Source organism: Micromonospora sp. NPDC003944 (assembly GCF_053605225.1).
Genome location: NZ_JBSGIV010000008.1, coordinates 1 through 23344 on the forward strand (window position 1 = coordinate 1; position 23344 = coordinate 23344).

Consider the following 23344-nt stretch of genomic DNA (forward strand, 5'->3'; position numbering starts at 1 on the left):
GGAGCCGGTGGACATCCGCGCGAACGACGAGATCTCGGGTGGTCGGGGCCCCGGTCGCGTACGGCTCAGGACTGCTGCTCGACCTGACCCCGGATCGTGGTGAACTCGGCCTTCGCCTGATCGGCGGACTTGAAGTACATCACCACCATGCCCAGGCTGCCCCGGTCGGCCCAGACGCAGATGCCCAGCGGCACGGTCTCGGCCTTGCCGTCGCCGCAGCGCGCCTCACCGCCGAGCGGGCCGGCGTCGACGGCCGTCATGTTCGCCACCGTCAGCTGCTTGTCGAGCCCCTTGACGTAGGCGTCGAGCTCCTTCTTGGGGTCGGTCAGCAGCGCGGACACCCCCGTGATCATGATGAGGTCCTGCTTGGCGGGGTCGCCGTAGAAGGCGGCGACAGTGCTCGTCTCGTTCTGCGCCACCGACTTCATTCCGCTGACGGCCTGTTCGGCGGCCTGCTGCAGCTGTGGTTCGGTGAGCTTCGGCCGGCCGGCGAGGGTGTCCGGCGCGACCACCCGGGTCTTGCTGGCGTCCACGGCCTCGCTGACCGGCCCCTTGAGGGCGAACCAGGCGACCGCCGCACCACCGAGGCAGAGCACCAGCACCACGGCCAACACGATCAGCACGATCTTGCCGACGTTCGACTTCTTGGCCGGGGGCGGGCCGCCGGCGAAGTTCGGGTCACCGTACGGCTGACCAGGCTGCGCCGGCGGGAAACCAGGCTGGGCCTGCGGGAAACCAGGCTGCGCCGGTGGGAAACCAGGCTGGGCCGGTGGGAAACCAGGCTGCGCGGGCGGGAAACCGCCGGGCTGCTGCGGCTGTCCCTGCTGCTGCGGCGGCGGCCAACCGCCCGGCTGCTGCGGCTGATGGGAGGGATCGTGCGGCGGGCCGTACGGATTGGCCGGCGGCTGGGACATCAGTCAGCTCCAATATGGGGGTGCAAAACGTGTGATCCTAACCCGGTGCCCAGCCTCGCCGTTGTCCCTGCGTAGAACCGCCGTCGGTTGTCTGATCACAAACAGTCGCGGTGGCCGGGCCGTCCACGAGGGACGGTCCGACCACCGCGACGGTGGTGCTGCAAACGACTCAGGCCGGCAGGCTGGCCGCGCCGCGCGGCAGGAACCGCTTGCCGGTGACCCGCTCGGAGGTGCCCGTCCGGTCCAGGTACGGCGTGACGCCACCCAGGTGGAACGGCCAACCGGCGCCCAGGATCATGCACAGGTCGATGTCCTGTGCCTCGGCGACCACACCCTCGTCAAGCATCAGCCGGATCTCCTGCGCGAGCGCGTCGAGCGCGTTCTGTCGTACCTGCTCGGCGGTCAACGGCTGGTCACCCACCACGAGCAGCGCGGCCACCTCCTCGTTGACCTGGTCGTCGACCACGATCGGCTTCCCCGAGTCGGCGATCCGCTTGAGGTTCTCGCTGACCCCGAACCGGTCCGGGTACGCGGCGTGCAGGGTGCCGCCCACGTGGTACGCGACGGCCGGCCCGACCAGCTGGAGCAGGGCGAGCGGGCGCATCGGCAGGCCCAGTGGGTCCAGGGCGCTGTTCGCCACGTCCAGCGGCGTGCCGGCGTCGACGGCGGCGAAGACCGTACCCAGGAAGCGGGTGAGCAGCCGGTTCACCACGAACGCCGGAGCGTCCTTGACCAACACGCTCGACTTCTTCAGCTGCTTGCCCACGGCGAACGCGGTGGCAAGGGTGGTGTCGTCGGTGCGCTCACCCCGGACGATCTCCAGCAGCGGCAGCACCGCCACCGGGTTGAAGAAGTGGAAGCCGACCACCCGCTCCGGGTGATCCAGCTCGGCGGCCATCTCGGTGATCGACAGCGAGCTGGTGTTGGTGGCGAGCACCGCCTCCGGAGAGACGATCTTCTCCAACTCGGCCCAGACCTGCTTCTTGACACCCAGGTCCTCGAAGACCGCCTCGATGACGAAGTCCGCATCGGCGAAGGCGCTCTTGTCGACCGAGCCGCTGACCAGGCCGTACAGCTTGGCGGCGGTGCCCTTGTCCATCCGGCCCTTGGTGACGGCCTTCTCGATCTGGGTGTGCACGTAGCCGACGCCCTTGTCCACCCGGGACTGGTCGAGGTCGGTCAGCACCACGGGCACCTGGAGGCGGCGGGCGAACAGCAGCGCCAACTGGCTGGCCATCAGGCCGGCGCCGACGATGCCGACCTTGGTGATCGTCCGGGCCAACCCCTTGTCCGGTGCGCCGGCCGGGCGCTTGGCCCGCCGCTGCACCAGGTCGAAGGCGTACAGGCCGCTGCGCAGCTCCTCGGAGAAGACCAGATCCGCGAGAGCCTCGTCCTCGGCGGCGGTGCCGGCGGCGAAGTCGCCGTCCTTGGCCGTCTCCAACAGGTCGAGCGCCTTGTACGCGGCCGGGACGGCGCCGTGCAGCCGCTGGTTCAGCGCCTCCCGGGCGAAGTAGAGCACCCCCGCCCACATGTCCTTGTCGACCTCGGGCCGGGTCACCGTGACCTGACCGCGGACCACGCCTGCGGCCCACTCCAGGGACCGCTCCAGGAAGTCCGCCGGCTCCAACAGGACGTCCGCGATGCCCAGCTCGGCGGCCTGCTTCGGCTTGAGCATCTTGTTCTGCATCAGCGGGTTCTGGATGATCACCTGGGTCGCGGCGGGGATGCCGATCAGGTTCGGCAGCAGCTGGGTGCCGCCCCAGCCGGGCACCAGACCGAGGGAGACCTCGGGCAGCGCGAGGGCCGCCGCACCGCCGGAGAGCGTCCGGTAGTGGCAGTGCAGCGCCAGCTCCAGGCCACCGCCCATCGCCGCGCCGTTGACGAACGCGAAGGTGGGGACGGTGCTGTCCTTGAGGCGGGCGAAGACCCGGTGGCCGAGCCGGCCGATCTCCAGCGCCTGCGCGCGGTCGGCGAGCTGCGGAAGGCCCACGATGTCCGCGCCCACACAGAAGATGTACGGCTTGCCGGTGACCGCGATGAACGCCGGGTCGGCGGCGAGCGCCGCCGTGATCGCCTCGTCCAGGCTGGCCAGACCGCCGGGGCCGAAGGTGTTCGGCTTGGTGTGGTCGAAGCCGTTGTCGAGCGTGATCAGGGCGGCGGGGCGGTCCAGCCCCGGCACGGTCACCGAGCGCAGCAGCGCCCTGGTGACGACCTCGTTCGCCGCCTTTACGGTGCTCGCGCTCACTTGTCGCCCTCCGTCCAGTGCGGGTTCTCCCAGATCACGGTGCCGCCCATGCCGATGCCGATGCACATCGCCGTGAGGCCGTAGCGGACCTCGGGGTGCTCGGCGAACTGGCGGGCCAGCTGGGTCATCAGCCGCACACCGGACGACGCGAGTGGGTGACCGATGGCGATCGCGCCGCCCCACGGGTTGACCCGCGCGTCGTCGTCGGCGATGCCGAAGTGGTCGAGGAAGGCGAGCACCTGCACGGCGAACGCCTCGTTCAGCTCGAACAGGCCGATGTCGTCGATGCTGAGCCCGGCGAGGCGCAGCGCCTTCTCCGTCGACGGGATCGGGCCGACACCCATCACCTCCGGCTCCACCCCGACGAACCCGAACGACACCAGCCGCATCGCGACCGGCAGGCCCAGCTCGCGGGCGGTCGCCTCGTCGGCCAGCAGGCTCGCGGTGGCGCCGTCGTTCAGGCCGGCCGCGTTGCCCGCGGTGACCTTGCCGTGCGGGCGGAACGGGGTCTTCAGGGTGCCCAGCTTCGCAAGCGTGGTGTCCCGCGGGGCCTCGTCCGCGGTGGCCAGACCCCAGCCGCCCTCGGCGTCGCGGATGGCCGTCGGCACCAGGTCGTCCTGGAGCTTGCCGTTGGCGTACGCCTTGGCGGTCTTCTGCTGCGAGGCGAGCGCGAACGCGTCGGTGCGTGCCTTGGTGATGTGCGGGACCAGATCGTGCAGGTTCTCCGCGGTGGCGCCCATCACCAGCGCGGACGGGTCGACGAGCTTCTCCGCGATGATGCGCGGGTTGGGGTCGACGCCCTCACCCATCGGGTGCCGGCCCATGTGCTCGACGCCGCCGGCGATGGCGATGTCGTACGCGCCCATGGCGATGCCACTGGCCACTGTGGTGACGGCGGTCATCGCACCCGCGCACATCCGGTCGATGGCGAAACCGGGGACGGTCTTGGGTAGCCCGGCCAGCAGAGCGGCGGTGCGGCCGATGGTGAGGCCCTGGTCGCCGATCTGGGTGGTGGCCGCGATGGCGACCTCCTCGACCCGCTCCGGGGGTAGCTGCGGGTTGCGCCGCATCAGTTCCCGGATGCAGCGGATCACCAGGTCGTCGGCGCGGGTGTTGGCGTACATGCCACCCGCCTTGCCGAACGGGGTACGGACGCCGTCGACGAAGACGACGTCGCGGACTTCACGGGGCACTGGAGCCTCCTAGCCGAGGGGCACGTTGCCCCGAATGCTACTCGTCAGTAACCAAACCCGTCCGCACCCCCCGCTGTGGCCCACCCCACACCACGGAGCGCGCCAACCTCCCCGTTGATCATGAAGGTGTTGCCACCGGCATCGGCGTGTCCTGGCAATAACTTCCTGATCAACGGGTAGGTCGGGGGGTGGGGGAGGGGTGGGGGTTTTAGGGGGTTGGGGTTAGGGCTTCGGTCAGGTCTTGGGTGAGGAGGCCGATCTGCCACTCGCGGGCGTTGAGGCCGCGCAGGGTCTCCGCGACCGACTCCTCGGTGACCTCCTCGGGTGGGGTCCAGGCCAACCGGCGGACCGAATCCGGGGTGATCAGGTTCTCCGGTGGGAGGTTGTGCTCACCGGCGATGCGGATCACGACCTCCCGGCAGCGGGCCAGTCGACCGGCCGCCACCGGGTCCCGTTCGGCCCACCGGTGCGGCGGAGGCGGACCCTCCACGGCTGGCGAGACCGGCAGCGAATCCTCCGGCAGCTGCCGGGCGTCGTCGAGGGCGGCGAGCCAGGTGCGGGCCAGTCGACGGACCGACCGACCACCGAAGCCCGGCAGGGTCAACAGCGTCTTCTCGTCCTTCGGGTCCAGCTCGGCCGCCGCGATGATCGCCGAGTCGGGCAACACCCGACCGGGCGCGGCGTCCCGCCGGGACGCGATCTGGTCCCGGGCGTACCACATCGAGCGAACCCGGGCCTGGGCCCGAGCCCCCCGCAGCCGGTGGATGCCCGAGGTGCGCCGCCACGGCTCCGCGCGGACCCGCGGCGGGCGTGCACCGGTGCGGACCAGCGCGGCGAACTCCTCCGCCGCCCAGGCCGACTTGCCCTGCCGGGTCAACTCGGCGTCGAGCGCGTCCCGCAGGTCGGTGAGCAGCTCCACGTCGAGGGCCGCGTATGTCAACCACGACTCGGGCAGTGGCCGACTCGACCAGTCGGCCGCCGAGTGGTGCTTCTCCAACGTGAACCCGAGCAGCTGCTCGGTGAGCGCGGCGAGCCCGACGCGTTCGAAGCCGGCCAGCCGGGCCGCCAACTCGGTGTCGAACAGTCGGCGCGGGTGCAACCCCACCTCGGCCAGGCAGGGCAGATCCTGGCTGGCGGCGTGGAGGACCCACTCGGCCTCGCCGATCACCGCGTCCAGGGCGCTGAGGTCGGGTAGGGGCAGCGGGTCGATCAGCGCCGTGCCCGCACCGGCGCGGCGGAGCTGCACCAGATAGGCCCGCTGGCTGTAGCGGTAGCCGGATGCCCGCTCGGCGTCCAGGGCGACCGGGCCGGTGCCCGCCGCGAAGCGGGCCACGACCTCGGCAAGCTCGGCCGGGGCGGCCACCGGATCGGGGGTGCCGTCACGCGGTGCGATCAGCGGAACGGGCCCACCGTCGGCCGGGTCGGCCCCCTCGCCCGCCGGCTGCGGCTGGGCCGACGGCGGGTGCTGGGGCGCGGTTCCCGGAAGTTCCTCGGTGGGCCGACGGCGCAGGGGTGGTTCGTCGGTCACCTGCCAACCCTAGTGCGCGCGGAGATCCGGCGGGTGCAGCCGGTCCGGCGTGTGTCGATCAGGTGTCCAGAGGATGTCCGAGCAGACGCGTCCCGGTGCGGTCGATCATGGAGTTGTGGTGCCTCACAAAATCCCCGCCGAGCACCATTTCGCCCACCACAACTCCATGATCGACGCCGAGGGGGCGGGGCGGGGCCGGGGTGGGGTGGGGTGGGGTGGGGTGGGGTGGGGTGGGGTCAGGCTGCGCCGGCGGAGCGGCGGTCGGAGAGGGCCGTCACGCCGGGTGGGGGTAGGCCGGCGGTGGAGGCCAGCAACGCGCACCAGCCGAGCAGGTGCGGGGTGAGGTTGTCGTCGATCGGCGTCCAGGACGCGCGGATCTCGATGTCACCGATCGTCGGTGGCCCGGCGAGATCGCCGAACCGGGTCGACATGGTCTGTGTGACAGTCCCGCCGATCGCCCGGTGGCCGGCGTCCTGGGCGTCGAGCGCGTCGGTCAGCCACGTCCAGCCGACCCCGGGTAGCAGCGGGTCGGCGGCCAGGTCGACCTCCAACTCGGCGGTCACGTAGGTGACCAGCCGCAGCGTGCCCTGCCACGCCTCGTGCCCGGCCGGGTTGTGCAGCAGGATCAGCCGGCCGGTCGCCACCTCGTCGTCGTCGCGCAGCACGGTCGCGGAGAGCGCGAACGCGTACGGGGCCAGCCGCTGGGGGGCGCCGACCTCCTCCAGGGTGATCTCCGGGCGCGGGGCGGCCGACCGCAGCCCGGCGACCGCGCGGGCGAACGTCTCCGGGAGCGCGATCGGGGGGGCCATGTGGGCAGCCTATGCCGCCGTCCTCCGCCCGCTTCGACGGCGCGCCGACGCTCATGGCGGGCGCCGGGCGTAAGGAACGGTGCCCTTCCTCTCACCCCCACCCGGTCTGCGGTGGCGGGCGTGGCACGATTGCGGCGATGACCACGGACACCACGGGCACTGCCGCCCGAGACGGAGACTCCCGCCCCGGCGGACCAGCCGACTCGCCCTTCATCCGGGCCTGTCGACGCCGGCCCGTCCCGCACACCCCGGTCTGGTTCATGCGCCAGGCGGGCCGCTCCCTCCCGGAGTACCGGGAGATCCGGGCGAGCGTGCCGATGCTGGAGTCCTGCCGCCGCCCGGATCTGGTCACCGAGATCACCCTCCAGCCGGTGCGTCGACACGGCGTGGACGCGGCCATCCTGTTCAGCGACATCGTGGTGCCCGTCGCCGCGGCCGGGATCGACCTGGACATCGTGCCGGGCACCGGCCCGGTGGTGGCCGAGCCGATCCGCACCGCCGACGACGTGCAGCGGATCCGCCCGATCACCCGCGACGACGTCCCGTACGTGGACGAGGCCGTCCGGCAGTTGGTCGTCGAGCTGGGCGACACCCCGCTGATCGGTTTCGCCGGTGCGCCGTTCACGCTCGCCAGCTATCTGGTCGAGGGCGGGCCGTCGCGCACCCATGCGAAGACCAAGGCCCTGATGTACGGCGACCCCGAGCTGTGGCACGCGCTCTGCGGCCGGCTGGCCGAGGTGACGCTCGCCTTCCTGCGGGTGCAGATCGAGGCCGGCGTGTCCGCCGTGCAGCTGTTCGACTCGTGGGCTGGCGCGCTCTCCGAGGCCGACTACCGCCGTTTCGTGTTGCCGCACTCGACCGCCGTGCTGAGCGGGCTGAACCGCGCCGGGGTGCCCCGGATCCACTTCGGGGTGGGCACCGCCGAACTGCTCGGCGCGATGGGCGAGGCCGGGGCGGACGTGGTCGGTGTCGACTGGCGTACGCCGCTGGACGTGGCCACCGGCCGGATCGGCGCGGACAAGGCGGTGCAGGGCAACCTGGACCCGACAGTGCTGCTCGCGCCGTGGCCGGTGGTGGAGGCCGAGGTCCGGCGCATTCTGGAGCAGGGCCGGGCCGCCCCCGGGCACGTGTTCAACCTCGGTCACGGGGTGCTGCCGGAGACCGACCCGGAGGTGCTGACCCGGGTCGTCGCGCTGGTGCACGAGCTCTCCAGCCGCCGGGCCGACCAGGGCTGAGAAGGCGATGCGGAAGCCCTGGCGGGTGGCGGTGGTCGGCGGCGGGATCGCCGGGCTGGCCGCCGCGGTCCGCTTGCGCGACCGTGCGCCGGCCGGCACCCAGATCACGGTGTACGAGCAGTCCGGCGCGCTGGGCGGCAAGCTGCGCACCGGGGAGCTGGCCGGTCAGCAGGTGGAGTTCGGCGCGGAGTCGTTCCTGATGCGCGACCCGACCGGCGACGAGAGCGCGGCGGTGGCGTTGGCCCGCCGGCTCGGGCTGGCCGAGAGGATCGTGCACCCCACCGTGGGGCAGGCAGCGCTTGTCATCGACGGAGGGCTGCGCCCCATTCCGGGCGGCACCCTGGTGGGCGTACCCGGTGATCTGGATCGGGTGGCCACCGTCGCCCGCCCGGCCGCGGACGCCGACGTCGACGGCGGTCGGCCGTTGGTCGGGCCCGACGCGGACGTCTCGGTGGGTGCGCTGGTCCGGTCCCGCTTCGGTGACGAGGTGGTCGAGCGGCTTGTCGACCCGATGCTCGGCGGCGTGTACGCGGGCCGCGCCGACGACCTCAGCCTGGTCACCACGATGCCGGCGCTGGCCCGCACGGCCCGGGTGGAGCACACCCTGGTCGGTGCGGTCCGGGCCGCGCAGGCCGCCGCGCCGCGTGCGCCCGGCGCCCCGGTCTTCGGCACCCTCGCCGGCGGGCTGGGCACGCTTGTCGAGGCGGCGGTGACGGCCAGCGGCGCGACGGTGCGGCGGGACGCCGCCGTGCGCGAGTTGACCCCGACGGCGACCGGTTGGCGGCTCACTGTCGGCAGTACCCGCGACGCTGAGCTTGTGGACGTGGACGCCGTGGTGCTGGCGGTGCCGGCACGACCTGCGGCGCGGCTGCTCGCCGGACCCGCGCCGGACGTGGCGGCGGGCGTCGGTGCGCTCGACTACGCGAGCGTCGCGCTCGTCACCATGGCGTTGCCGCAACCGCGACTGCCCGAGCTGTCCGGCTTCCTGGTGCCGAGCACCGAGGGCCTGCTGACCAAGGCGGCGACCTTCTTCACCACCAAGTGGGGGCACCTGCGCCGGCCGGACGGGTTGGCCCTGGTGCGCGCCTCGGTGGGCCGGTACGGCGAGGAGGCGCACCTGCAGCGCCCGGACGAGGACCTGGCCGCCACCGTGCACCGCGAGCTGTCGGCGGTGCTCGGCACCCCGCTGCCCGCCCCGGTCGACGGGCACGTGCAGCGGTGGGGCGGGGCGTTGCCGCAGTACGCGCCGGGGCACGCCGAGCGGCTCGCCGCCGCGCGCACGGCGTTGCGGGCCGCGCACCCCACTCTGGTCCTGGCTGGCGCCGGCTACGACGGCGTCGGTATTCCGGTCTGCGTCCGCTCCGGCGAGACGGCGGCCGAAGAGATCATCACAGCACTGGGAGGATCGGCGAGATGACCGAGCAGACCAACGCGGCCCGGCTGCGGGAGCTGAACGACAGCATCCGTTACACGATGTGGTCGGTGTTCCGGGCCAGCTCCCCGCTGCCGTCGCTGCGGGACAACGTCACCGGCGAGGTCGTCGCCCTCTTCGACGAGCTGGCCGGCAAGGACGTCGTGGTCCGGGGCGTGTACGACGTCTCCGGTCTGCGCGCCGACGCGGACGTGATGATCTGGTGGCACTCCGCGTCGAGCGACGCCCTCCAGGACGCGTACCTGCGGTTCCGTCGCACCACGCTGGGCCGCGCGCTGACCCCGGTGTGGTCGCAGATGGCACTGCACCGGCCGGCCGAGTTCAACAAGAGCCACATCCCGGCGTTCCTGGCCGGCGAGGAGGCACGCCCCTACATCTGCGTGTACCCGTTCGTCCGCTCCTACGAGTGGTACCTGCTGCCCGACGCGGAGCGGCGCGAGATGCTCGCCGAACACGGCAAGATGGCCCGCGGCTACCCGGACGTCCGGGCCAACACGGTGGCCTCGTTCGCGCTCGGCGACTACGAGTGGATGCTCGCCTTCGAGGCCGACGAACTGCACCGGATCGTCGACCTGATGCGGGACCTGCGCGCCTCCGGCGCCCGCCGGCACGTCCGCGAAGAGGTCCCGTTCTACACCGGCCGCCGCCGCACAGTGGCCGAGATCGTCAACTGCCTGGTCTGACCCCGCCCACCGCCTGGACGTGTCGATCATGGAGTTGTGGTGCCTGGTTTGGGCGCGCGTGGGTGCTTTGTCGCCCACCACAACTCCTTGATCGACGGGCGGTCAACATCAGCTCCCGCCACGTAGGCCAGTCGTCGGGGGTGAGCACTCTGATGTCGATCATGGAGCGGTGGTGCCCGGACGGACCGTTGGGCACCACCGCATTCCCACCGGCCGGCGCCGCGCCCCCGCCCGGGTGCGGCGCCGGACGGGGGTCAACTGGTCGTCGTGCAGGAGACCAGCGGAACCGGGTTGCTGCCGTTCCACGAGCCGAGGAAACCGAACGTGGTGCTCGCTCCGGCGGCAAGGCTGCCGTTGTGGTTGGCGTTACGTGCGGTGACGAGCGTGCCGTTGGTGCTGACCGTCGCGTTCCACGACGAGGTGACCTGCTGGCCGTTGCCGTAGTTCCAGCTCACCGACCAGCCGCGGGTCGGTGAACCACCGGCGGTCACCTTCACGTCGGCCTGGAAGCCACCGGCCCACTGACCGGTGACCTGGTACGTCGCCGTGCAGGCACCGGCCGGCGGCGGGGTGGTGGGCGGCGGGGTGGTGGGCGGCGGCGTGGTCGGTGGGGGCGTGGTCGGTGGGGGCGTGGTGGGTGGCGGGGTCGTGGGCGGGGTGGTCGAGCCGCCGCCGAAGTCGACGTCGCTGCACAGGTAGTACGACTGGTCGAAGTGGCTGGCCTGCCAGACGGTGTAGACGATGTGCCGTCCGGTGCGTCCCGGTGCGCTGACCGGGATCTGGATCGAGACACCGCCGGTGTCCTGGTTCCACTGCGAGGCCGGGGTGTTGCCGATCTGGCCCGCCAACTCCAGGTTGCCCCAGCCGAGCGGTTGGGTGGCCGCGTTGAAGCCCTGCTTGGTCACGTACACCCGGATGTAGTCGGCGCCGTGGCTGGCCTGGTCGAAGAAGCGGAGCCGGAAGGTGTTCGACACCGAGGTGGTCTTCCAGGCGCCGACGGTGTCCAGCGAGTTGTAGCGGGGGCTCTGCGTACGCCCGCCGCTGCAGAGTTGACCGTCGGGGACGGCGGCCTGGTGGTTGCCGCCCACGCCCTCCCGGAACAGGCCGTTCCAGTTCCACATGGCGGCCGGGTCGGCCTGCCAGGCCTGCCAGCACATCGGGTCCTCAGTGGCCATCCGAGGGTTCTGGAAGTCGCCGCCCCAGCGCTGCCAGCAGCCGTAGTTGCGGGAGGCCGGGTCGACGACCGAACCGTGCGCCGAGGCGGGCGTGGTCAGCATGGTGGTCAGCGCGGTCGTCAACAGGAGCATGGTGGTCGCCACGATGGCGAACAACAAGAGCGCGCGCCGTGATCGGATGGAAGTGGACATGGAGCCCCCGGGGGATGAGGTCGGACGTCGACACCCGGATCGCCGGGAGGTGCCCACTCCCGTGCCTGATCGCTGGCTCCCGCGATGGCTCTACCGGCACCATGCCAGCCTGATCGTCAGACGTCAATGGCCTCGCGTCGCATCGGCGTGTGCGGGATGCCGTCCTCGACGTACTCGGGGCCGCTGACCGCGAAGCCGTGCCGGCTGTAGAACGGCACCAGGTGCGACTGGGCCTCCAGCACGCTGGGTCGGTTGCCCACCACCTCCAGCGCGGCCGTCATCAGCCGGCCGGCGTGTCCGCCGCCGCGCGCCGCCGGGGCCACCACCACCCGACCGATCCTGGCGACGCCGTCCGGGTCGGCCAGGATCCGCAGGTACGCCAGCGGCGCACCCCCGTCGGTCAGCCAGACGTGCCGGGTGCCGGGCTCGACATCGCGACCGTCGAGCTCCGGGTACGGGCAGTTCTGCTCCACGACGAACACGTCGATGCGCAGCTTGAGCAGGTCGTGGAAGGTGCGGGTGTTCAGGTCGGCGAAGGAGGCCGTCCGGATCTCGGTGGTCTGCTGGGGCATCCACAGATGGTAGGTCGGGCGGTCTCACCTGCTGTCCACCCGGTCCGGCGTGAGGTAGGTGGCGGCCACGGCAGTAAGCAGCAGCGCGCCGCCGACGAGCACCGGCAGGGGGAGGGGTTCGCGCAGCAGCGCCACCGCGAGCGCGGCGGCGGTGAGCGGTTCGAGCAGGGTCAGCACGGCCGCGACGCTGCCCGGGGTGGTGCGCAGCCCGGCGTAGAACAACGCGTACGCGACCGCCGTGGTGACCACGCCGAGGTGCAGCAGCAGCGCCACGGTGTCCGGGCGTACCGGCAGGCCGACCCCGGCGACCAGGGCGAACGGCGCCAGGGTCAGCGCGCCGATCACGGTGGAGATGGTGGTCAGGGTCATCGGCGCGGTGTGCTGCGACACCTGGCGGCTGATCAGGGTGGTCACCGCGTACCCGAGGCCGGAGCCGGCCGCCGCGAGCAGGCCGAGCAGCGGGGCGGGCGCCGCCGCGCCGGGCTGCCCGGTGGCGCCGGTGATCAGGACGAGGCCGGCCACCGCCGCGACGAGCGTGCCGAGGCGCAGCGGGCCGGGGAGTCGGCGGGCGCGCGCCGACTCCCAGGCCGCAGCGAGCACCGGGGCCAGGCCCAGGCTGACGATGGTGGCCACGCTGACGCCGGCCCAGGCCACGGCGGCGAAGTAGAGCGCCTGGTAGAGGCCGAGGCCGACGCCGGTGAGCAGCAGCGGTACGGGTGCGGCGCGCACCGCGGACACGATCGTGCGGAGCCGGCCGGCGGTGCAGGCCAGCAGCACGAGCGCGGCGATGGCGAGGCGGTGGAAGCCGATGCTCACCGGGCTGAGCCCGGTGGCCTCGCGCAGGAGTTGCACCGCCACGCCGGTGGTGCCCCACAGCACGCCGGTGACGGTGATCTGGATCAGGCCGCTGCGGGCGGCATGGTGGGCGGCCGAGGCGGCCGGCAACGCGGTACGAGTCGTGGACACGGGAGCGCTCCGTTGGGTGAGCCGTTGACGGGGACGACGTCGACGGAGCGCGTACGACAGGATGGCCGAGCGGGGTCAGGTCACCCGGTCGGCGAGAGGCGCGGCGCTCCGCTCAGGAGCGCGGCGGGGACAGGACGCCCACGATTGACCGCATGGCGACGACCGTACCCCAGTTCGGTGGTCCGGCGGGCCCACGGCCGGGTTGGCGCGGTCAGGCCGGGCGGGCGCCGACGGCGTCGCGGATCTCGGCGCCCACCGCGCCCTCGACCGCGCGGGCGCAGTGTGCGCAGCAGAAGAAACGGCCGTTGACCTCGACGCCGTGCCCGACGATCTTGACCTGGCAGTGCTCGCAGATCGGTGCCATCCGGTGGATCGCGCACTCGAACGAGTCGAAGGTGTGCACGTCGCCGCTGACGGTGTGCACCTCGAACGCCATCCAGTAGTCGTTGCCGCAGACCTCGCAGGTTGCCACCGAAAACCTCCGTTACATGGACAAGTGCCTACAGAATCCCCCAGGCCGTCGTCGCGCGGGGCGGAACGTCGCTGCCTGACCCCGTTCGGCGGCGTGTCGGTGTCCGCGTGTTGCCCGTTCAGTCGGGTGGGCCGCCGTACGACGAGTCGGCCGATCGGGTCGACGACCGGGGCGGCCTGCTCCGACTCTGAGGAGAAAACTGCCGCCATCGATGGATTTATCGATGAGAGTCTTTACTGTTAACAATGTTTAAATTACCTTGGGGGCACCTCACCGGACCTGGAGAAGGAGCTGCCCCGATGCGTCGAAGAATCACCGTCCCGCTGGTGGCGGCGGGCGCTGTCGCCGCCACCCTCACCGTCGCCGCCCCCGCGCAGGCGCACGGCTACGTCTCCGCCCCACCGAGCCGCCAGGCGCTCTGCGCGCAGGGTCGGGTGCCCGACTGCGGGCAGATCAAGTACGAGCCGCAGAGCGTCGAGGGGCCCAAGGGTCTGCGCAGCTGCCATGCCGGCATCTCCCAGTTCGCCGTGCTCAACGACGACAGTCGGGGCTGGCCAGCCACCTCGGTGGGTAGCTCGCTGACCTTCACCTGGGTCAACACCGCACGGCACGCCACCAGCAACTGGGAGTACTGGATCGGCAACACCCGGGTCGGCGTGGTCAACGGCAACGGCCAGCAGCCGGGCGCGACCGTGTCGCACACCGTCAACCTCGGTGGTTTCTCCGGCCGGCAGAAGATCCTCGCGGTGTGGAACATCTCCGACACGGCGAACGCCTTCTACTCCTGCATCGACGTGCAGATCGGTGGCGGCGGGTCGAACCCGACCCCGACGCCGACCCCGACCGCCACCCCACGGCCCACCCCGACCCCCACGCCGACCACCCCGCCCGCCCAGGGCGGCACGTGGGCGACGGGCCGGGCGTACCAGGTCGGCGACCAGGTCACCTACGGCGGTGCGACGTACCGCTGCCGGCAGGCGCACACCGCCATCGCGGGCTGGGAGCCGCCGAACGTACCGGCGCTCTGGCAGCAGGTCTGACCGCACGGGTGCGGCCCCTGGTCGCACCCGTGTCGCCGCTCTCGCAGGAACGGAGCAACCGGCATGCCCCGTCGTACCCCTCTGGTGTCGCTCGTCGCCGCTCTGCTGCTCACCGGCGCCTGCGCCGGAGCACCCACGTCGAGTCCGTCGGCCCGGCCGCAGCCGGCCCCCGCGTCCCCGGCCGGCTCGGCGGTGGCCGGGTCCGCGGCGACCGGACCGTCGCCCGACGGGGGTGCGATGAGCGGGATCGACGTGGTGTTCCTCAGCACCATGGCTGGGCACAGCGAACGCACCCTGCAGATCGTCCAGCTGACCCGGGGCCGGCTGCGCGACGAGGCGCTGCGCACCCTGGTCGCCGCGATCGAGGCGACCGAGACCGACGAGCTGGCGGCCATGCGCGGCTGGTTGCCGACGGCCGGGCCGGGCGCCAGCGCGGCCGCGCACCACCACGGGCACGGCGACGACGCCGCGCTCGACCGGCTGCGGGCCGCGCCGGACACGGACGTCGACCGCGTGTTGCGCGAGGTGCTCGCCGACCACCAGCGAGCGGCCGCCGAACTGGCCCGGTCCCAGGTCGGCGTCGGCCGCGACGAGCGGGTCCGCGACCTGGCCCGGCGGATCGAGCAGTCCCGGACCGCCGAGGTCGACCTACTCGGGGGTACGCCCTGAGCGGCCCTCCGATCAGCGGGGTTCCAGCTTGATGGAGACCGAGTTGACGCAGTGCCGGGTGTCCTTCGGGGTGAAACCCTCACCGTGGAAGACGTGCCCGAGGTGACTGTCGCAGCGGGCGCAGCGGATCTCCGTACGGGCCATGCCGAGGCTGCGGTCCTCGATCTCCTTGACCCGGCCCGGAATGGCGTCGTCGAAGCTCGGCCAACCGCAGTGCGAGTCGAACTTGGTGTCGCTGGAGAACAGCTCCAGCCCGCAGGCGCGACAGTGGTAGACCCCCTGGGTCTTCGTGTCCACGTACTCGCCCGTCCACGGGCGTTCGGTGCCGGCCTCCCGCAGGACGTGGAACTCCTCGGGGGTCAGTCGGACCCGCCACTCGTCGTCGGTCTTCGGCAGCTCGTTGTCGTCAAGACTCACCCGTCAACGGTACGTCGAACGTCGGGGGCGTGGCATATGGTCGCGAGATGGCGGGCACCAAGGCAGCTGTCACCGAGGTCGAGGTGGCCGGGCACAGCGTACGGCTGAGCAGTCCGGATCGGGTGATCTTCCCGCAGCGGGGGTTCACCAAGGCGGACGTCTTCCACTACTACCTCGCGGTCGGCGACGGGATCATGCGCGCCCTGCGGGACCGGCCCACCACGCTGCAACGCTTCCCCGACGGCGTCGAGGGCGAGGCGTTCTTCCAGAAGCGGGTGCCCACCCGGGGGGTGCCGCCCTGGGTGACGACCGCGGAGATCACCTTCCCGAGCGGTCGCAACGCGGCGGAGCTCTGCCCGGCCGACCTGGCGCACGTGGCCTGGGCGGCACAGATGGGCACCATCGTCTTCCACCCGTGGCCCGTCCGGGCCGCCGACGTCGACCGCCCCGACGAGCTGCGCATCGACCTGGACCCGCAGCCCGGCACTGACTTCGCCGACGCGGCGCGGGCCGCCGGCGAGCTCCACGCGCTCCTGGACGAGCTGGGCGCGACCGGCTGGCCGAAGACCTCCGGTGGCCGGGGTGTGCACGTCTACCTGCGCATCCAACCCCGCTGGACGTTCACCGAGGTGCGTCGGGCCACCATCGCGCTGGCCCGGGAGGTGGAGCGCCGCAACCCCGATCTGGTCACCACCGCCTGGTGGAAGGAGGAGCGCGGCAGCCGGGTCTTCGTCGACTTCAACCAGATGGCCCGCGACCGCACGATCGCCTGCGCGTACTCGCTGCGGGCCAACGCGCGGGCCACCGTCTCGACCCCGGTCACCTGGGCGGAGCTACCCGACGTCGACCCGGACGACTTCGACCTGCGGACCGTGCCGGCCCGGCTCGCCGAGCGGGGCGATCCGCACGCCGGCATCGACGACACACCGTGGGACATCACCCCGCTGCTGGAGTGGGCCGAGCGCGACGCCGCCGCCGGCCAGGGCGACCTGCCGTACCCACCGGACCACCCGAAGATGCCCGGCGAACCCAAGCGGGTGCAACCCAGCCGCGCCAAGCGCACCCCCGACGAGAGCTGACCGGCCGCTGTTGTCACAGCTGCGGCTTGGCCGTCCACGCCAGGAACCTGTCGAACAGCTCCCGTGGGTCGGGTCCCGGCTCGGGGTTGAGCGTGAGCAGGTCGGCTGTCGCGTCGAAGAGTTGGCTTGCCATGTAGATCGACAGTGCCACACGGTCGGTGCCGTACTCCACCCGTAGCAACATCCGCGCAAGTGCACACGGCCAGGCGGCGGCGCACACCCGACAGAGCCACGACGGCCGGCGCGGCAGGTGCTGGCGCACCGGGTGCAGGGCTTCAAGTGGGTGAGGGTAATGACGGCTATTCGGCGTGGTCATACGCCAATCGTGGCGTCAGCTATTGCCTGTGTCAACAGTCTGCGTAGTTGTCGCCGTATAGCGACTGCGCCACTGTCATCGTCAATGTGTGGACCTCGTTGGCGTGTCGGAGATTCGGGAGATGCTGGGAAATGTGTCCCGGCAGCGCGCCTCCGTGATCGCCAACCAACGGAACTTCCCCGAGCCGGTCGCCGTGCTCGCCATGGGCAAGGTCTGGCGGAGGTCGGACGTGGTGGCCTGGATCCGGGAGCACCGGCCGGAGTTGGCCGAGGGCTGACCGGGCCTGTTCGGTGGCCCAGGTGCTCCGCGCGACCGGTTCTTGTCGTACACCTGTTCTAGAATTTGTTTGTGATCGATGAGTTGGCGCGCGCGGAGAGTGCGGTGGCCTCCTGCGCCGACGCCCCGGCCTGGGCCCTCTCGGAGCATGACCTGATCGCGGTGCTCGATGCCACGCACCGGTTGCAGCAGCGGCTGGCGGCGGTGCAGCTGGCGGCCGTCCGCGAGTTGGACGGTCGGGGCACCGCGCTCGCGCAGGGTGCGTCCTCGACGACCGTGTGGTTGCGTCACCGCCTGCGACTCGACGTCTCTGCCGCCCGTCGGCTTGTCGGCCTCGCCGCCTCGCTCGACGTGGCCCCACCCGCCGTGTGCGAGGCCCTGGCGAGCGGGGCGGTCAGTGTGGAGCAGGCCCGGGTCATCGCCGACACGGCCGCCACGGTGCCGGTCTCGGCGGGCGCCGAGGTGGCCGACAAGGCCGTCGGTGTGCTCGTCGAGTGGGCCGGGCAGTTCGATCCCACCCTGCTGCGTCGGTTGGGCGCCCGGATTCTCGACCACGTCGCGCCCGATCTCGCCGACGCCGCCACTGCCGCATCCCTGGCCGCCGAGGCCGCCCGAGCTGCCCGCGACCGGCACGTCACCATCTCCGAGCAGGCCGGCGGCCGGCTCCGGCTCAGCGGCACCCTCGATGCGGAGGCCGCAGCCCTGCTGCGCGCCGCCATCGACCCGCTCAGCGCACCCGCCGGCCCCGACGACAACCGTTGTGCCGGGCAACGTCGCCACGACGCCCTCGCCGAGGTGTGCCGGCTGGCGCTGCGCACCGGCGACCTGCCCGAGAACGGCGGCGACCCGGCCCAACTCGTCGTCACCACCGACTACGACCGGCTGGCGCGGCAGTTGGGCACCGGCACCCTGGACATCGGCCTGCGGCTCACCCCGAACACTGTGCGCCGCCTCGCCTGCGACGCGGCCATCCTGCCCGCCGTGCTCGGCGGCGCCGGTCAGGTGCTCGACGTGGGCCGGCAACGCCGCCTGGTCACCGGGGCTCTGCATCGGGCGCTGGTGCTGCGCGACGGGGGCTGCGCGTTCCCCGGGTGCGACCGGCCGCCACGCTGGTGCGCCGCGCACCACCTGCGGCACTGGGCCGACGGCGGCCCGACGAGCCTCGACAACGCGGTGCTGCTCTGCGGCCACCACCACCGGCACATCCACGCGAGCGACTGGGCCGTCCGCCTCGGTGACGACGGGCATCCGGAGTTCGTACCGCCGGCGTGGCTCGACCCCGACCAGATCCCGCGCCGCAACCACTACCACCGGCGAACGTAGCCACCCCGATCCCCCGGTCCGTGTCACGAGCTGCTCCGCAGCCTCAGCGCCCCATGCCTCAGCGCGCCATGCCCCAGCGCCTCACGCCGCGCAGGGCGACGGCGGTTGACCGTGAGATCCGGTCAACCGCCGTGGGGAACGCTGCTCGGTCAGAGGCCGTAGACGGTCAGCTTCGTGCCGTCGGTGACGTACACCCGGCCGTAGGTGACCACGAGCTGGTTGGTCGCGCCGGTGAAAGCGGGCGCGTTCAGCGGGGCGCCGTCGACCGGGTTCAGGGTGTGAACCCGGTTGCCCTTGGCCGTGACGTACAGGACGCCACCGGCGATGATCGCCCGCTGGTGCTCGCTCCCCGGAATGCTCCTGCTCCAGATGATGGCGCCGGTGCTGCGGTTCAACGCGTAGACAGTGCCGGTGGAGGAGGTGAGGTAGAGCCGGCTCGGGCTGACCACCACGAACTGCGGGTTCAGGTTCGACCCGAGCCAGGTCAGGGTGCCGGTCGTCGCGTCGAGGACCTGCAGGCTGTGCCCCCACCCGACGTAGAACCTGGTCCCCGACTCGTCCGTCGCGAGCGGCCGGTAGTCGCGGTTCGCCACCGTGTTGATGGGGCCGCCGGTGCTGATGTCGACAACGGTGCTCGTCAGGGGACCGGCATTCCCGGGGTATCCGGAGAGGAGGACGCGGCCGTTCGCCGAGACCGGCTGATCCATGGGCAAGCTCTGCTCCCACAGCGGTTGCCCGTCGGCGAGGCGGTACGCACGGGTGTCGCTGGAGTAGCGGCCCACACCGGAAACCACGATGACGCCCCGGTCGACGAGGATCTGCGAGGCCACGCCCTCGTCATGGAACTGCCGGACCAGAGTGCCGGTCGGAGCGTCGAGCACGAAGACCATTGACTGGTCGGAGCCGGGCATGCCGTTGATGCCCGCCGCCAGGACGAGTTGGCCGGCCGTGTGGACGAGCTCCGTAGGTGTCCCGAACCTCGTGGTGTCCAGTTCGAAGCGCCACTTCTGCGCGCCGGTCACCTCGTCGGTGGCCGTCACACCACGGTCATCAAGCGCGTACACCAGCCCGTCCGCGACGACAGGTGCGCGCTGCCCGGTCCGGGCCGGGGTGCCGGTGTGCTTGAGCTTGAGGCCGGGGACTGTCGAAACCGTCACCGCCGTCTCGTTGGGGTTGAACGCGCTGTTGCTGACCAGGTAGCCCGACATGGACCACCAGCCCGTACCGGCCGCCGCGGCCGGCGTCGCCGGTAACGCAACCGTCGCCGCGAGCACCGCGGCAGCGGTCAACACCTTCACTGCGTGCCTCACTCGTACCTCCCCCGTTGGGGCGCGTGGCAACGCCGCGCCCTTTCTGTGCCCGGTCGCGCGACAACTCTGCTGCTCCGGGCCGTCGTGCCGGTGATCATAGGGAGAAGGTGGCGTCCATGGTGTCCCTTTCCGGGGGCCGTGCAGCGGGCCGCTGGCTCGACATCGACTGTTGACTCTCTCGATACCCTGCATGGGCTGATCGGGGGAGAGGGCGCTGATGGTGAAGGACGTCAGGTCGATACGTGTGGTCGCCTACTTCCCTTGTCAGCTTTCGGCTGCGGCCGGCTCGCGACGCGTGTTTCCCCCACAGTGGACACGCACCGACGGTCTGGCCGACCTTGCCCTTCAGCCGTACGGCCAACGGCTGCTCGACGAACTGCTGGGCAGCATGCCCCGGCCGACCATGGAGATCAGCGGCGGCCAGGAGATCCTGCGGACAGCCGGGGAGGAGATCGACGCCACGCTGGTGCCCACCACGGCGGCGGGCGCGTGGCAGGTGGTCTCGGCCCGGGTCAGTCTCTGGAACGTCGACTGTGCCCTGCTGTGCGTCACCTACCAACTCCCGGACGGCATCGTCAGCGGCGACGCGGACGTGGTCGGCGAAGTCGCCCCGCCGGTGCAGCGGATGCTGCCCGCGGTGACCCGGTTTCTCCGTGCCACCCTGCCGGCGCCGGTCGGTGCGGACGAGGTGTTCGTGCTCTGGGCCAACACCACCTTCGCCGTCCAGGTGGACCCGGACTGCGATCCGGCACGACGGCGCGCCATCGCCGAGGAGTTGACCCCGGACGGCGTGGACTGCACCCCCGACGGGTCCCGGGACGGTGTGTTGCGGGTCGGCTCGCACACCACGGCGGTGGTCAGTGACTTCGGGTCCCGTCCGGCCCTGCTGTTGTCGCGCCTGACCGGGGTGCACCACGTCTGCTGGGCCGCGGCGCTGCGCTACGACGCGGTGTTGTCGGCGGAGCTGTCCCAGATCGACCCGGGGCGTGCCAACGTCTCGATGAGCGCCCTCGAAGAGCAGGCCAAGCGGATCCTCAGCGGCTACCACCGCATCCGCCTGTTCCGGCTCGGGTACTCGTCGGTCGAGGCGCACCTCGACGCGGCCGGCGGCACGGTCTGGAACGCGCTGGAGCAGCAGTGGAAGTTCCGACTCGTCCTCACCACGCTTGACGAGCGCCTCGACTTCGTCCGGACGTTGCACCAGCAACTGGTCGGCCGCCTCCAGGACCGGCGATCCCGCCTGCTCAACGAACTCGTGCTGGCCTTCACCTTCCTCAACATCTTCGCCATCGTGCTCGCCGCGCTGACCTTCGTGGCACTGCCGAGCCTCGACGTGGGGCTCCTGGCCTCGGTGATCGGTGGGCTGATGCTGGTGGTGAACCTGAGCGCGTACCTCGCCTTCCGGCGCCAGATCAACGACCCGGGTCGAAACCCGCGTGCGCCGGCCGGTCCGTGACCGGCCGCCACCAGGAAAGGCTGTGGGTACGCCGGGTCACTGCGTCGTCAGTCGGTAGACGATCGCGCCCGAGAAGAGCGCGAACAGCGCAAGCGCCACCCACCAGTCGGTGAGGCGGCGGCGAGTGTGGGGCGGGCCCTCGGCGGTCTGCCGCTCGGTGACGATCATGCCGAGACGGTCGACAAGGGACTGCCCCCTCGATCCGCGGGTGTTCAGCAGGGAGTCGGGGAGACCCCAGGCGCGGACACGCTCTCCGGAGACCGCTGTGATGCGGACCGAGAGGAGATCGCAGTCGATCGACGCCACGTCGCGGTATGCGATGCGGTCGACGCTCAGCGGGTTGACCACCTCGAAGTGATCGCGCCGGGCGGTGAGCCGGATGCGGAAACCCATCCGGAAGCAGAGCCATCCCAGGATCGCGAAGAAGGCCGCCGCGCCGATGTCGAACGGCAACCCGGCCAGGCTCGGCCTGGACATCTCCCTCGGCAGGGCCACCACCAGGCACAGCAGGAGCAGCCGCCCGATCCAACGATCGGTGCTGTCGTAGAAGACCAGGTCCCGGCCCTTCCGCCCGATCGCGTCGACGGTCATGCCCACACTCCTCCCGGCACCCGGCGGACGCGCTTGTCGACCCCACGGTGGCCGCCGGCTGTCGGACCCGGGGGTTAGCCTGCCGGCATGACGAGCGCCGAGCTGGCTGAGTTGATCGTCGCGGACGCCGAGGCCCTGCGCGCGTGGCTGTTGGCCAACCATGCCACGTCGCCAGGCGTCTGGCTCGCCCTGACCAAGAAGGGTGGCACGGTCACGGCCCTGACCTGGCAGCAGGCGGTCGACGAGGCCCTCTGTGTCGGCTGGATCGACGGGCAGGCACGTAAGCGGGACGAGGAGTCGTCCTGGATCCGGTTCACGCCGCGTCGACCCCGCAGTGTGTGGTCTCAACGCAACGTCGGCCACGTGGCCCGGATCGAGGAGCAGGGTCGGATGCTGCCGGCGGGCCGCGCCGCGGTGGAGGCCGCGAAGGCGGACGGGCGGTGGTTGGCCGCCTATGCCCCGCCATCGGAGGCGGAGGTGCCGGCCGACCTCCTCGCCGCCATCGCCGCCGAGCCGGCCGCCCAGGCCATGTTCGACGTGCTCACCAAGACCAACAGGTTCGCTTTCATCCACCGTCTCAACGTCGTCAAACGGGTGGAGACCCGCGAACGCAAGATCGGGGAGTTCGTGGCCATGCTGGCCCGTCACGAGACGTTCCACCCGCAGAAGGCGAGGCCGACGCTGCCGTGAGTGTCCGGCGACCGATTGACTTTCGATAGGTAACGAGCGAAACTCGATGCATGGTGACAGAGCATCGAGCGGTTGCCGCTCTCCGAGTCTTTCTCGTGGTGTTGTTCGGGGTCCTGGTCGTGTTCCAGACCCTCTCGCTTCCCGGGCAGTTCGCGTACATGGCCCAGGAGTCTCCGCAGGATGCCCACCTCCGCTGGCCGGCCACGATCGTGACGGTGTTCTGGGTGCTGTGCGTCCAGGTCGTCATCGTCGCGACCTGGCAGTTGCTCAGCCTGGTCAAGAGCGACCGCATCTTCACCGAGGCGTCCCTGAAGTGGGTGGACGCGATCGTCTGGGCCATCGCCGCCGCCTGGGTGGTGCTCGTGGGTGTCTTCCTCTTCGTGGGGTTCAACGCGGACGACCCCGGACTGCCGCTGCTGCTGTTCCTGCTGACGGTGGGCGTCACCGTGCTGGGGCTCCTCATGGTGGTGATGCGGGCGCTGCTGCGGCAGGCCACCACGCTGCGCACCGACATGGAAGCGGTGATCTGATGCCCATCGTCGTCCGCATCGACGTGGAGTTGGCCAAGCGCAAGATGAGCGTCGGAGAGTTCGCCGAGCGGGTCGGCCTCACCCCCGCCAACGTGGCGGTGTTGAAGAACGGCCGCGCCAAGGCCGTCCGCTTCAGCACCCTCGAAGCGATGTGCCGGGTGCTCGGCTGCCAGCCCGGAGACCTGCTCGAATGGGTGGAGGAGGAGACCCCGTGAGGTACGTCCTGATCGT

The 23344-nt window shown here is 71.5% G+C and carries 25 protein-coding genes; 12 read left to right on the plus strand and 13 right to left on the minus strand.

All coding sequences use genetic code 11. The annotated features are described in order from the left end of the window. Positions 1-65: 65 nt before the first annotated feature. The 5 genes from ACWER9_RS05615 to ACWER9_RS05635 form a co-directional block, all read right to left on the minus strand. Positions 66-914 carry a hypothetical protein gene (locus ACWER9_RS05615; protein ID WP_452300652.1) on the minus strand — a complete coding sequence of 283 codons (849 nt, stop codon included), beginning with the start codon at positions 912-914 and terminating at the stop codon, positions 66-68. A 169-nt stretch (positions 915-1083) separates the two neighbouring features. Further along, entirely contained in the window at positions 1084-3159 is a 2076-nt protein-coding gene (locus tag ACWER9_RS05620; protein ID WP_452300653.1) for a 3-hydroxyacyl-CoA dehydrogenase NAD-binding domain-containing protein, read from the minus strand. Then, complete coding sequence (locus ACWER9_RS05625) at positions 3156-4352, minus strand: thiolase family protein (protein ID WP_452300654.1); 1197 nt, start codon at positions 4350-4352, stop codon at positions 3156-3158. The genes ACWER9_RS05620 and ACWER9_RS05625 overlap by 4 nt, the downstream gene beginning before the upstream one ends. A gap of 208 nt (positions 4353-4560) precedes the next feature. Next, the gene (locus ACWER9_RS05630) at positions 4561-5880 is read right to left on the minus strand and encodes a ribonuclease D (protein WP_452300655.1); all 1320 of its coding nucleotides are present in this window, start codon (positions 5878-5880) and stop codon (positions 4561-4563) included. A 236-nt stretch (positions 5881-6116) separates the two neighbouring features. Continuing rightward, positions 6117-6689, minus strand: a complete 573-nt coding sequence (locus ACWER9_RS05635) for a DUF3000 domain-containing protein (RefSeq protein ID WP_452300656.1) — start codon at positions 6687-6689, stop codon at positions 6117-6119. Between the two features lie 137 nt (positions 6690-6826). On the opposite strand from ACWER9_RS05635, the gene hemE reads away from it, so the two are divergent. Genes hemE through hemQ form a run of 3 tightly spaced genes read left to right on the plus strand, consistent with a single transcriptional unit; the run spans position 6827 to position 10039 of the window. Beyond that, complete coding sequence (hemE, locus tag ACWER9_RS05640) at positions 6827-7924, plus strand: uroporphyrinogen decarboxylase (RefSeq protein ID WP_452300657.1); 1098 nt, start codon at positions 6827-6829, stop codon at positions 7922-7924. Positions 7925-7931: 7 nt separating this feature from the next. Further along, positions 7932-9341, plus strand: a complete 1410-nt coding sequence (gene hemG / locus ACWER9_RS05645; RefSeq protein ID WP_452300658.1) for a protoporphyrinogen oxidase — start codon at positions 7932-7934, stop codon at positions 9339-9341. Continuing rightward, positions 9338-10039 (plus strand): hydrogen peroxide-dependent heme synthase, encoded by a 702-nt coding sequence (hemQ, locus tag ACWER9_RS05650; protein WP_452300659.1) that lies wholly within the window; start codon positions 9338-9340, stop codon positions 10037-10039. The genes hemG and hemQ overlap by 4 nt, the downstream gene beginning before the upstream one ends. A 254-nt stretch (positions 10040-10293) precedes the next feature. On the opposite strand, the gene ACWER9_RS05655 is transcribed toward hemQ, so the two are convergent. From ACWER9_RS05655 to ACWER9_RS05670, 4 genes are all read right to left on the minus strand, one after another. Further along, entirely contained in the window at positions 10294-11346 is a 1053-nt protein-coding gene (locus ACWER9_RS05655) for a lytic polysaccharide monooxygenase auxiliary activity family 9 protein (RefSeq protein ID WP_452300759.1), read from the minus strand. 176 nt (positions 11347-11522) lie between these two features. Then, positions 11523-11978: a GNAT family N-acetyltransferase gene (locus ACWER9_RS05660; protein WP_452300660.1), complete on the minus strand. Its 456-nt coding sequence runs from the start codon at positions 11976-11978 to the stop codon at positions 11523-11525. A gap of 24 nt (positions 11979-12002) precedes the next feature. After that, entirely contained in the window at positions 12003-12944 is a 942-nt protein-coding gene (locus ACWER9_RS05665; RefSeq protein ID WP_452300661.1) for a DMT family transporter, read from the minus strand. Positions 12945-13155: 211 nt separating this feature from the next. Next, positions 13156-13416 (minus strand): Prokaryotic metallothionein, encoded by a 261-nt coding sequence (locus ACWER9_RS05670; RefSeq protein ID WP_124815255.1) that lies wholly within the window; start codon positions 13414-13416, stop codon positions 13156-13158. A 299-nt stretch (positions 13417-13715) separates the two neighbouring features. On the opposite strand from ACWER9_RS05670, the gene ACWER9_RS05675 reads away from it, so the two are divergent. Continuing rightward, positions 13716-14456 (plus strand): lytic polysaccharide monooxygenase, encoded by a 741-nt coding sequence (locus tag ACWER9_RS05675; RefSeq protein WP_452300662.1) that lies wholly within the window; start codon positions 13716-13718, stop codon positions 14454-14456. Between the two features lie 63 nt (positions 14457-14519). Further along, positions 14520-15125: a DUF305 domain-containing protein gene (locus ACWER9_RS05680; RefSeq protein WP_452300663.1), complete on the plus strand. Its 606-nt coding sequence runs from the start codon at positions 14520-14522 to the stop codon at positions 15123-15125. A gap of 12 nt (positions 15126-15137) precedes the next feature. Here ACWER9_RS05680 and msrB read toward each other — a convergent pair whose 3' ends face one another. Continuing rightward, positions 15138-15542: a peptide-methionine (R)-S-oxide reductase MsrB gene (gene msrB / locus ACWER9_RS05685; protein WP_452300664.1), complete on the minus strand. Its 405-nt coding sequence runs from the start codon at positions 15540-15542 to the stop codon at positions 15138-15140. Between the two features lie 47 nt (positions 15543-15589). Between msrB and ligD the strand changes: the two genes are divergently transcribed. After that, positions 15590-16621 (plus strand): non-homologous end-joining DNA ligase, encoded by a 1032-nt coding sequence (ligD, locus tag ACWER9_RS05690; RefSeq protein ID WP_452300665.1) that lies wholly within the window; start codon positions 15590-15592, stop codon positions 16619-16621. A 13-nt stretch (positions 16622-16634) separates the two neighbouring features. Here the strand turns inward: ligD and ACWER9_RS05695 are convergent, their stop codons facing one another. Next, entirely contained in the window at positions 16635-16937 is a 303-nt protein-coding gene (locus ACWER9_RS05695) for a hypothetical protein (RefSeq protein WP_452300666.1), read from the minus strand. A gap of 121 nt (positions 16938-17058) precedes the next feature. Here ACWER9_RS05695 and ACWER9_RS05700 point away from each other — a divergent pair, with 121 nt between their 5' ends. Continuing rightward, positions 17059-17214, plus strand: coding sequence for a hypothetical protein (locus ACWER9_RS05700; protein WP_357203258.1), 156 nt, complete (start codon positions 17059-17061; stop codon positions 17212-17214). Between the two features lie 71 nt (positions 17215-17285). Further along, positions 17286-18536, plus strand: a complete 1251-nt coding sequence (locus tag ACWER9_RS05705; RefSeq protein WP_452300667.1) for a DUF222 domain-containing protein — start codon at positions 17286-17288, stop codon at positions 18534-18536. Between the two features lie 149 nt (positions 18537-18685). On the opposite strand, the gene ACWER9_RS05710 is transcribed toward ACWER9_RS05705, so the two are convergent. Further along, positions 18686-19846 carry an outer membrane protein assembly factor BamB family protein gene (locus tag ACWER9_RS05710; RefSeq protein WP_452300668.1) on the minus strand — a complete coding sequence of 387 codons (1161 nt, stop codon included), beginning with the start codon at positions 19844-19846 and terminating at the stop codon, positions 18686-18688. Between the two features lie 295 nt (positions 19847-20141). Between ACWER9_RS05710 and ACWER9_RS05715 the strand changes: the two genes are divergently transcribed. Next, positions 20142-21302: a hypothetical protein gene (locus tag ACWER9_RS05715; RefSeq protein ID WP_452300669.1), complete on the plus strand. Its 1161-nt coding sequence runs from the start codon at positions 20142-20144 to the stop codon at positions 21300-21302. Between the two features lie 36 nt (positions 21303-21338). Here ACWER9_RS05715 and ACWER9_RS05720 read toward each other — a convergent pair whose 3' ends face one another. Continuing rightward, on the minus strand, positions 21339-21893 hold the full coding sequence (locus ACWER9_RS05720) for a hypothetical protein (RefSeq protein ID WP_452300670.1): 555 nt from the start codon (positions 21891-21893) through the stop codon (positions 21339-21341). A gap of 87 nt (positions 21894-21980) precedes the next feature. On the opposite strand from ACWER9_RS05720, the gene ACWER9_RS05725 reads away from it, so the two are divergent. The 3 genes from ACWER9_RS05725 to ACWER9_RS05735 are packed head-to-tail and all read left to right on the plus strand — an operon-like array spanning position 21981 to position 23328. Then, positions 21981-22583: a YdeI/OmpD-associated family protein gene (locus tag ACWER9_RS05725; RefSeq protein ID WP_452300671.1), complete on the plus strand. Its 603-nt coding sequence runs from the start codon at positions 21981-21983 to the stop codon at positions 22581-22583. 50 nt (positions 22584-22633) lie between these two features. Then, positions 22634-23113, plus strand: coding sequence for a DUF2975 domain-containing protein (locus ACWER9_RS05730; RefSeq protein WP_452300672.1), 480 nt, complete (start codon positions 22634-22636; stop codon positions 23111-23113). After that, positions 23113-23328 (plus strand): helix-turn-helix domain-containing protein, encoded by a 216-nt coding sequence (locus tag ACWER9_RS05735; protein ID WP_278138146.1) that lies wholly within the window; start codon positions 23113-23115, stop codon positions 23326-23328. The genes ACWER9_RS05730 and ACWER9_RS05735 overlap by 1 nt, the downstream gene beginning before the upstream one ends. Positions 23329-23344: the final 16 nt, after the last annotated feature.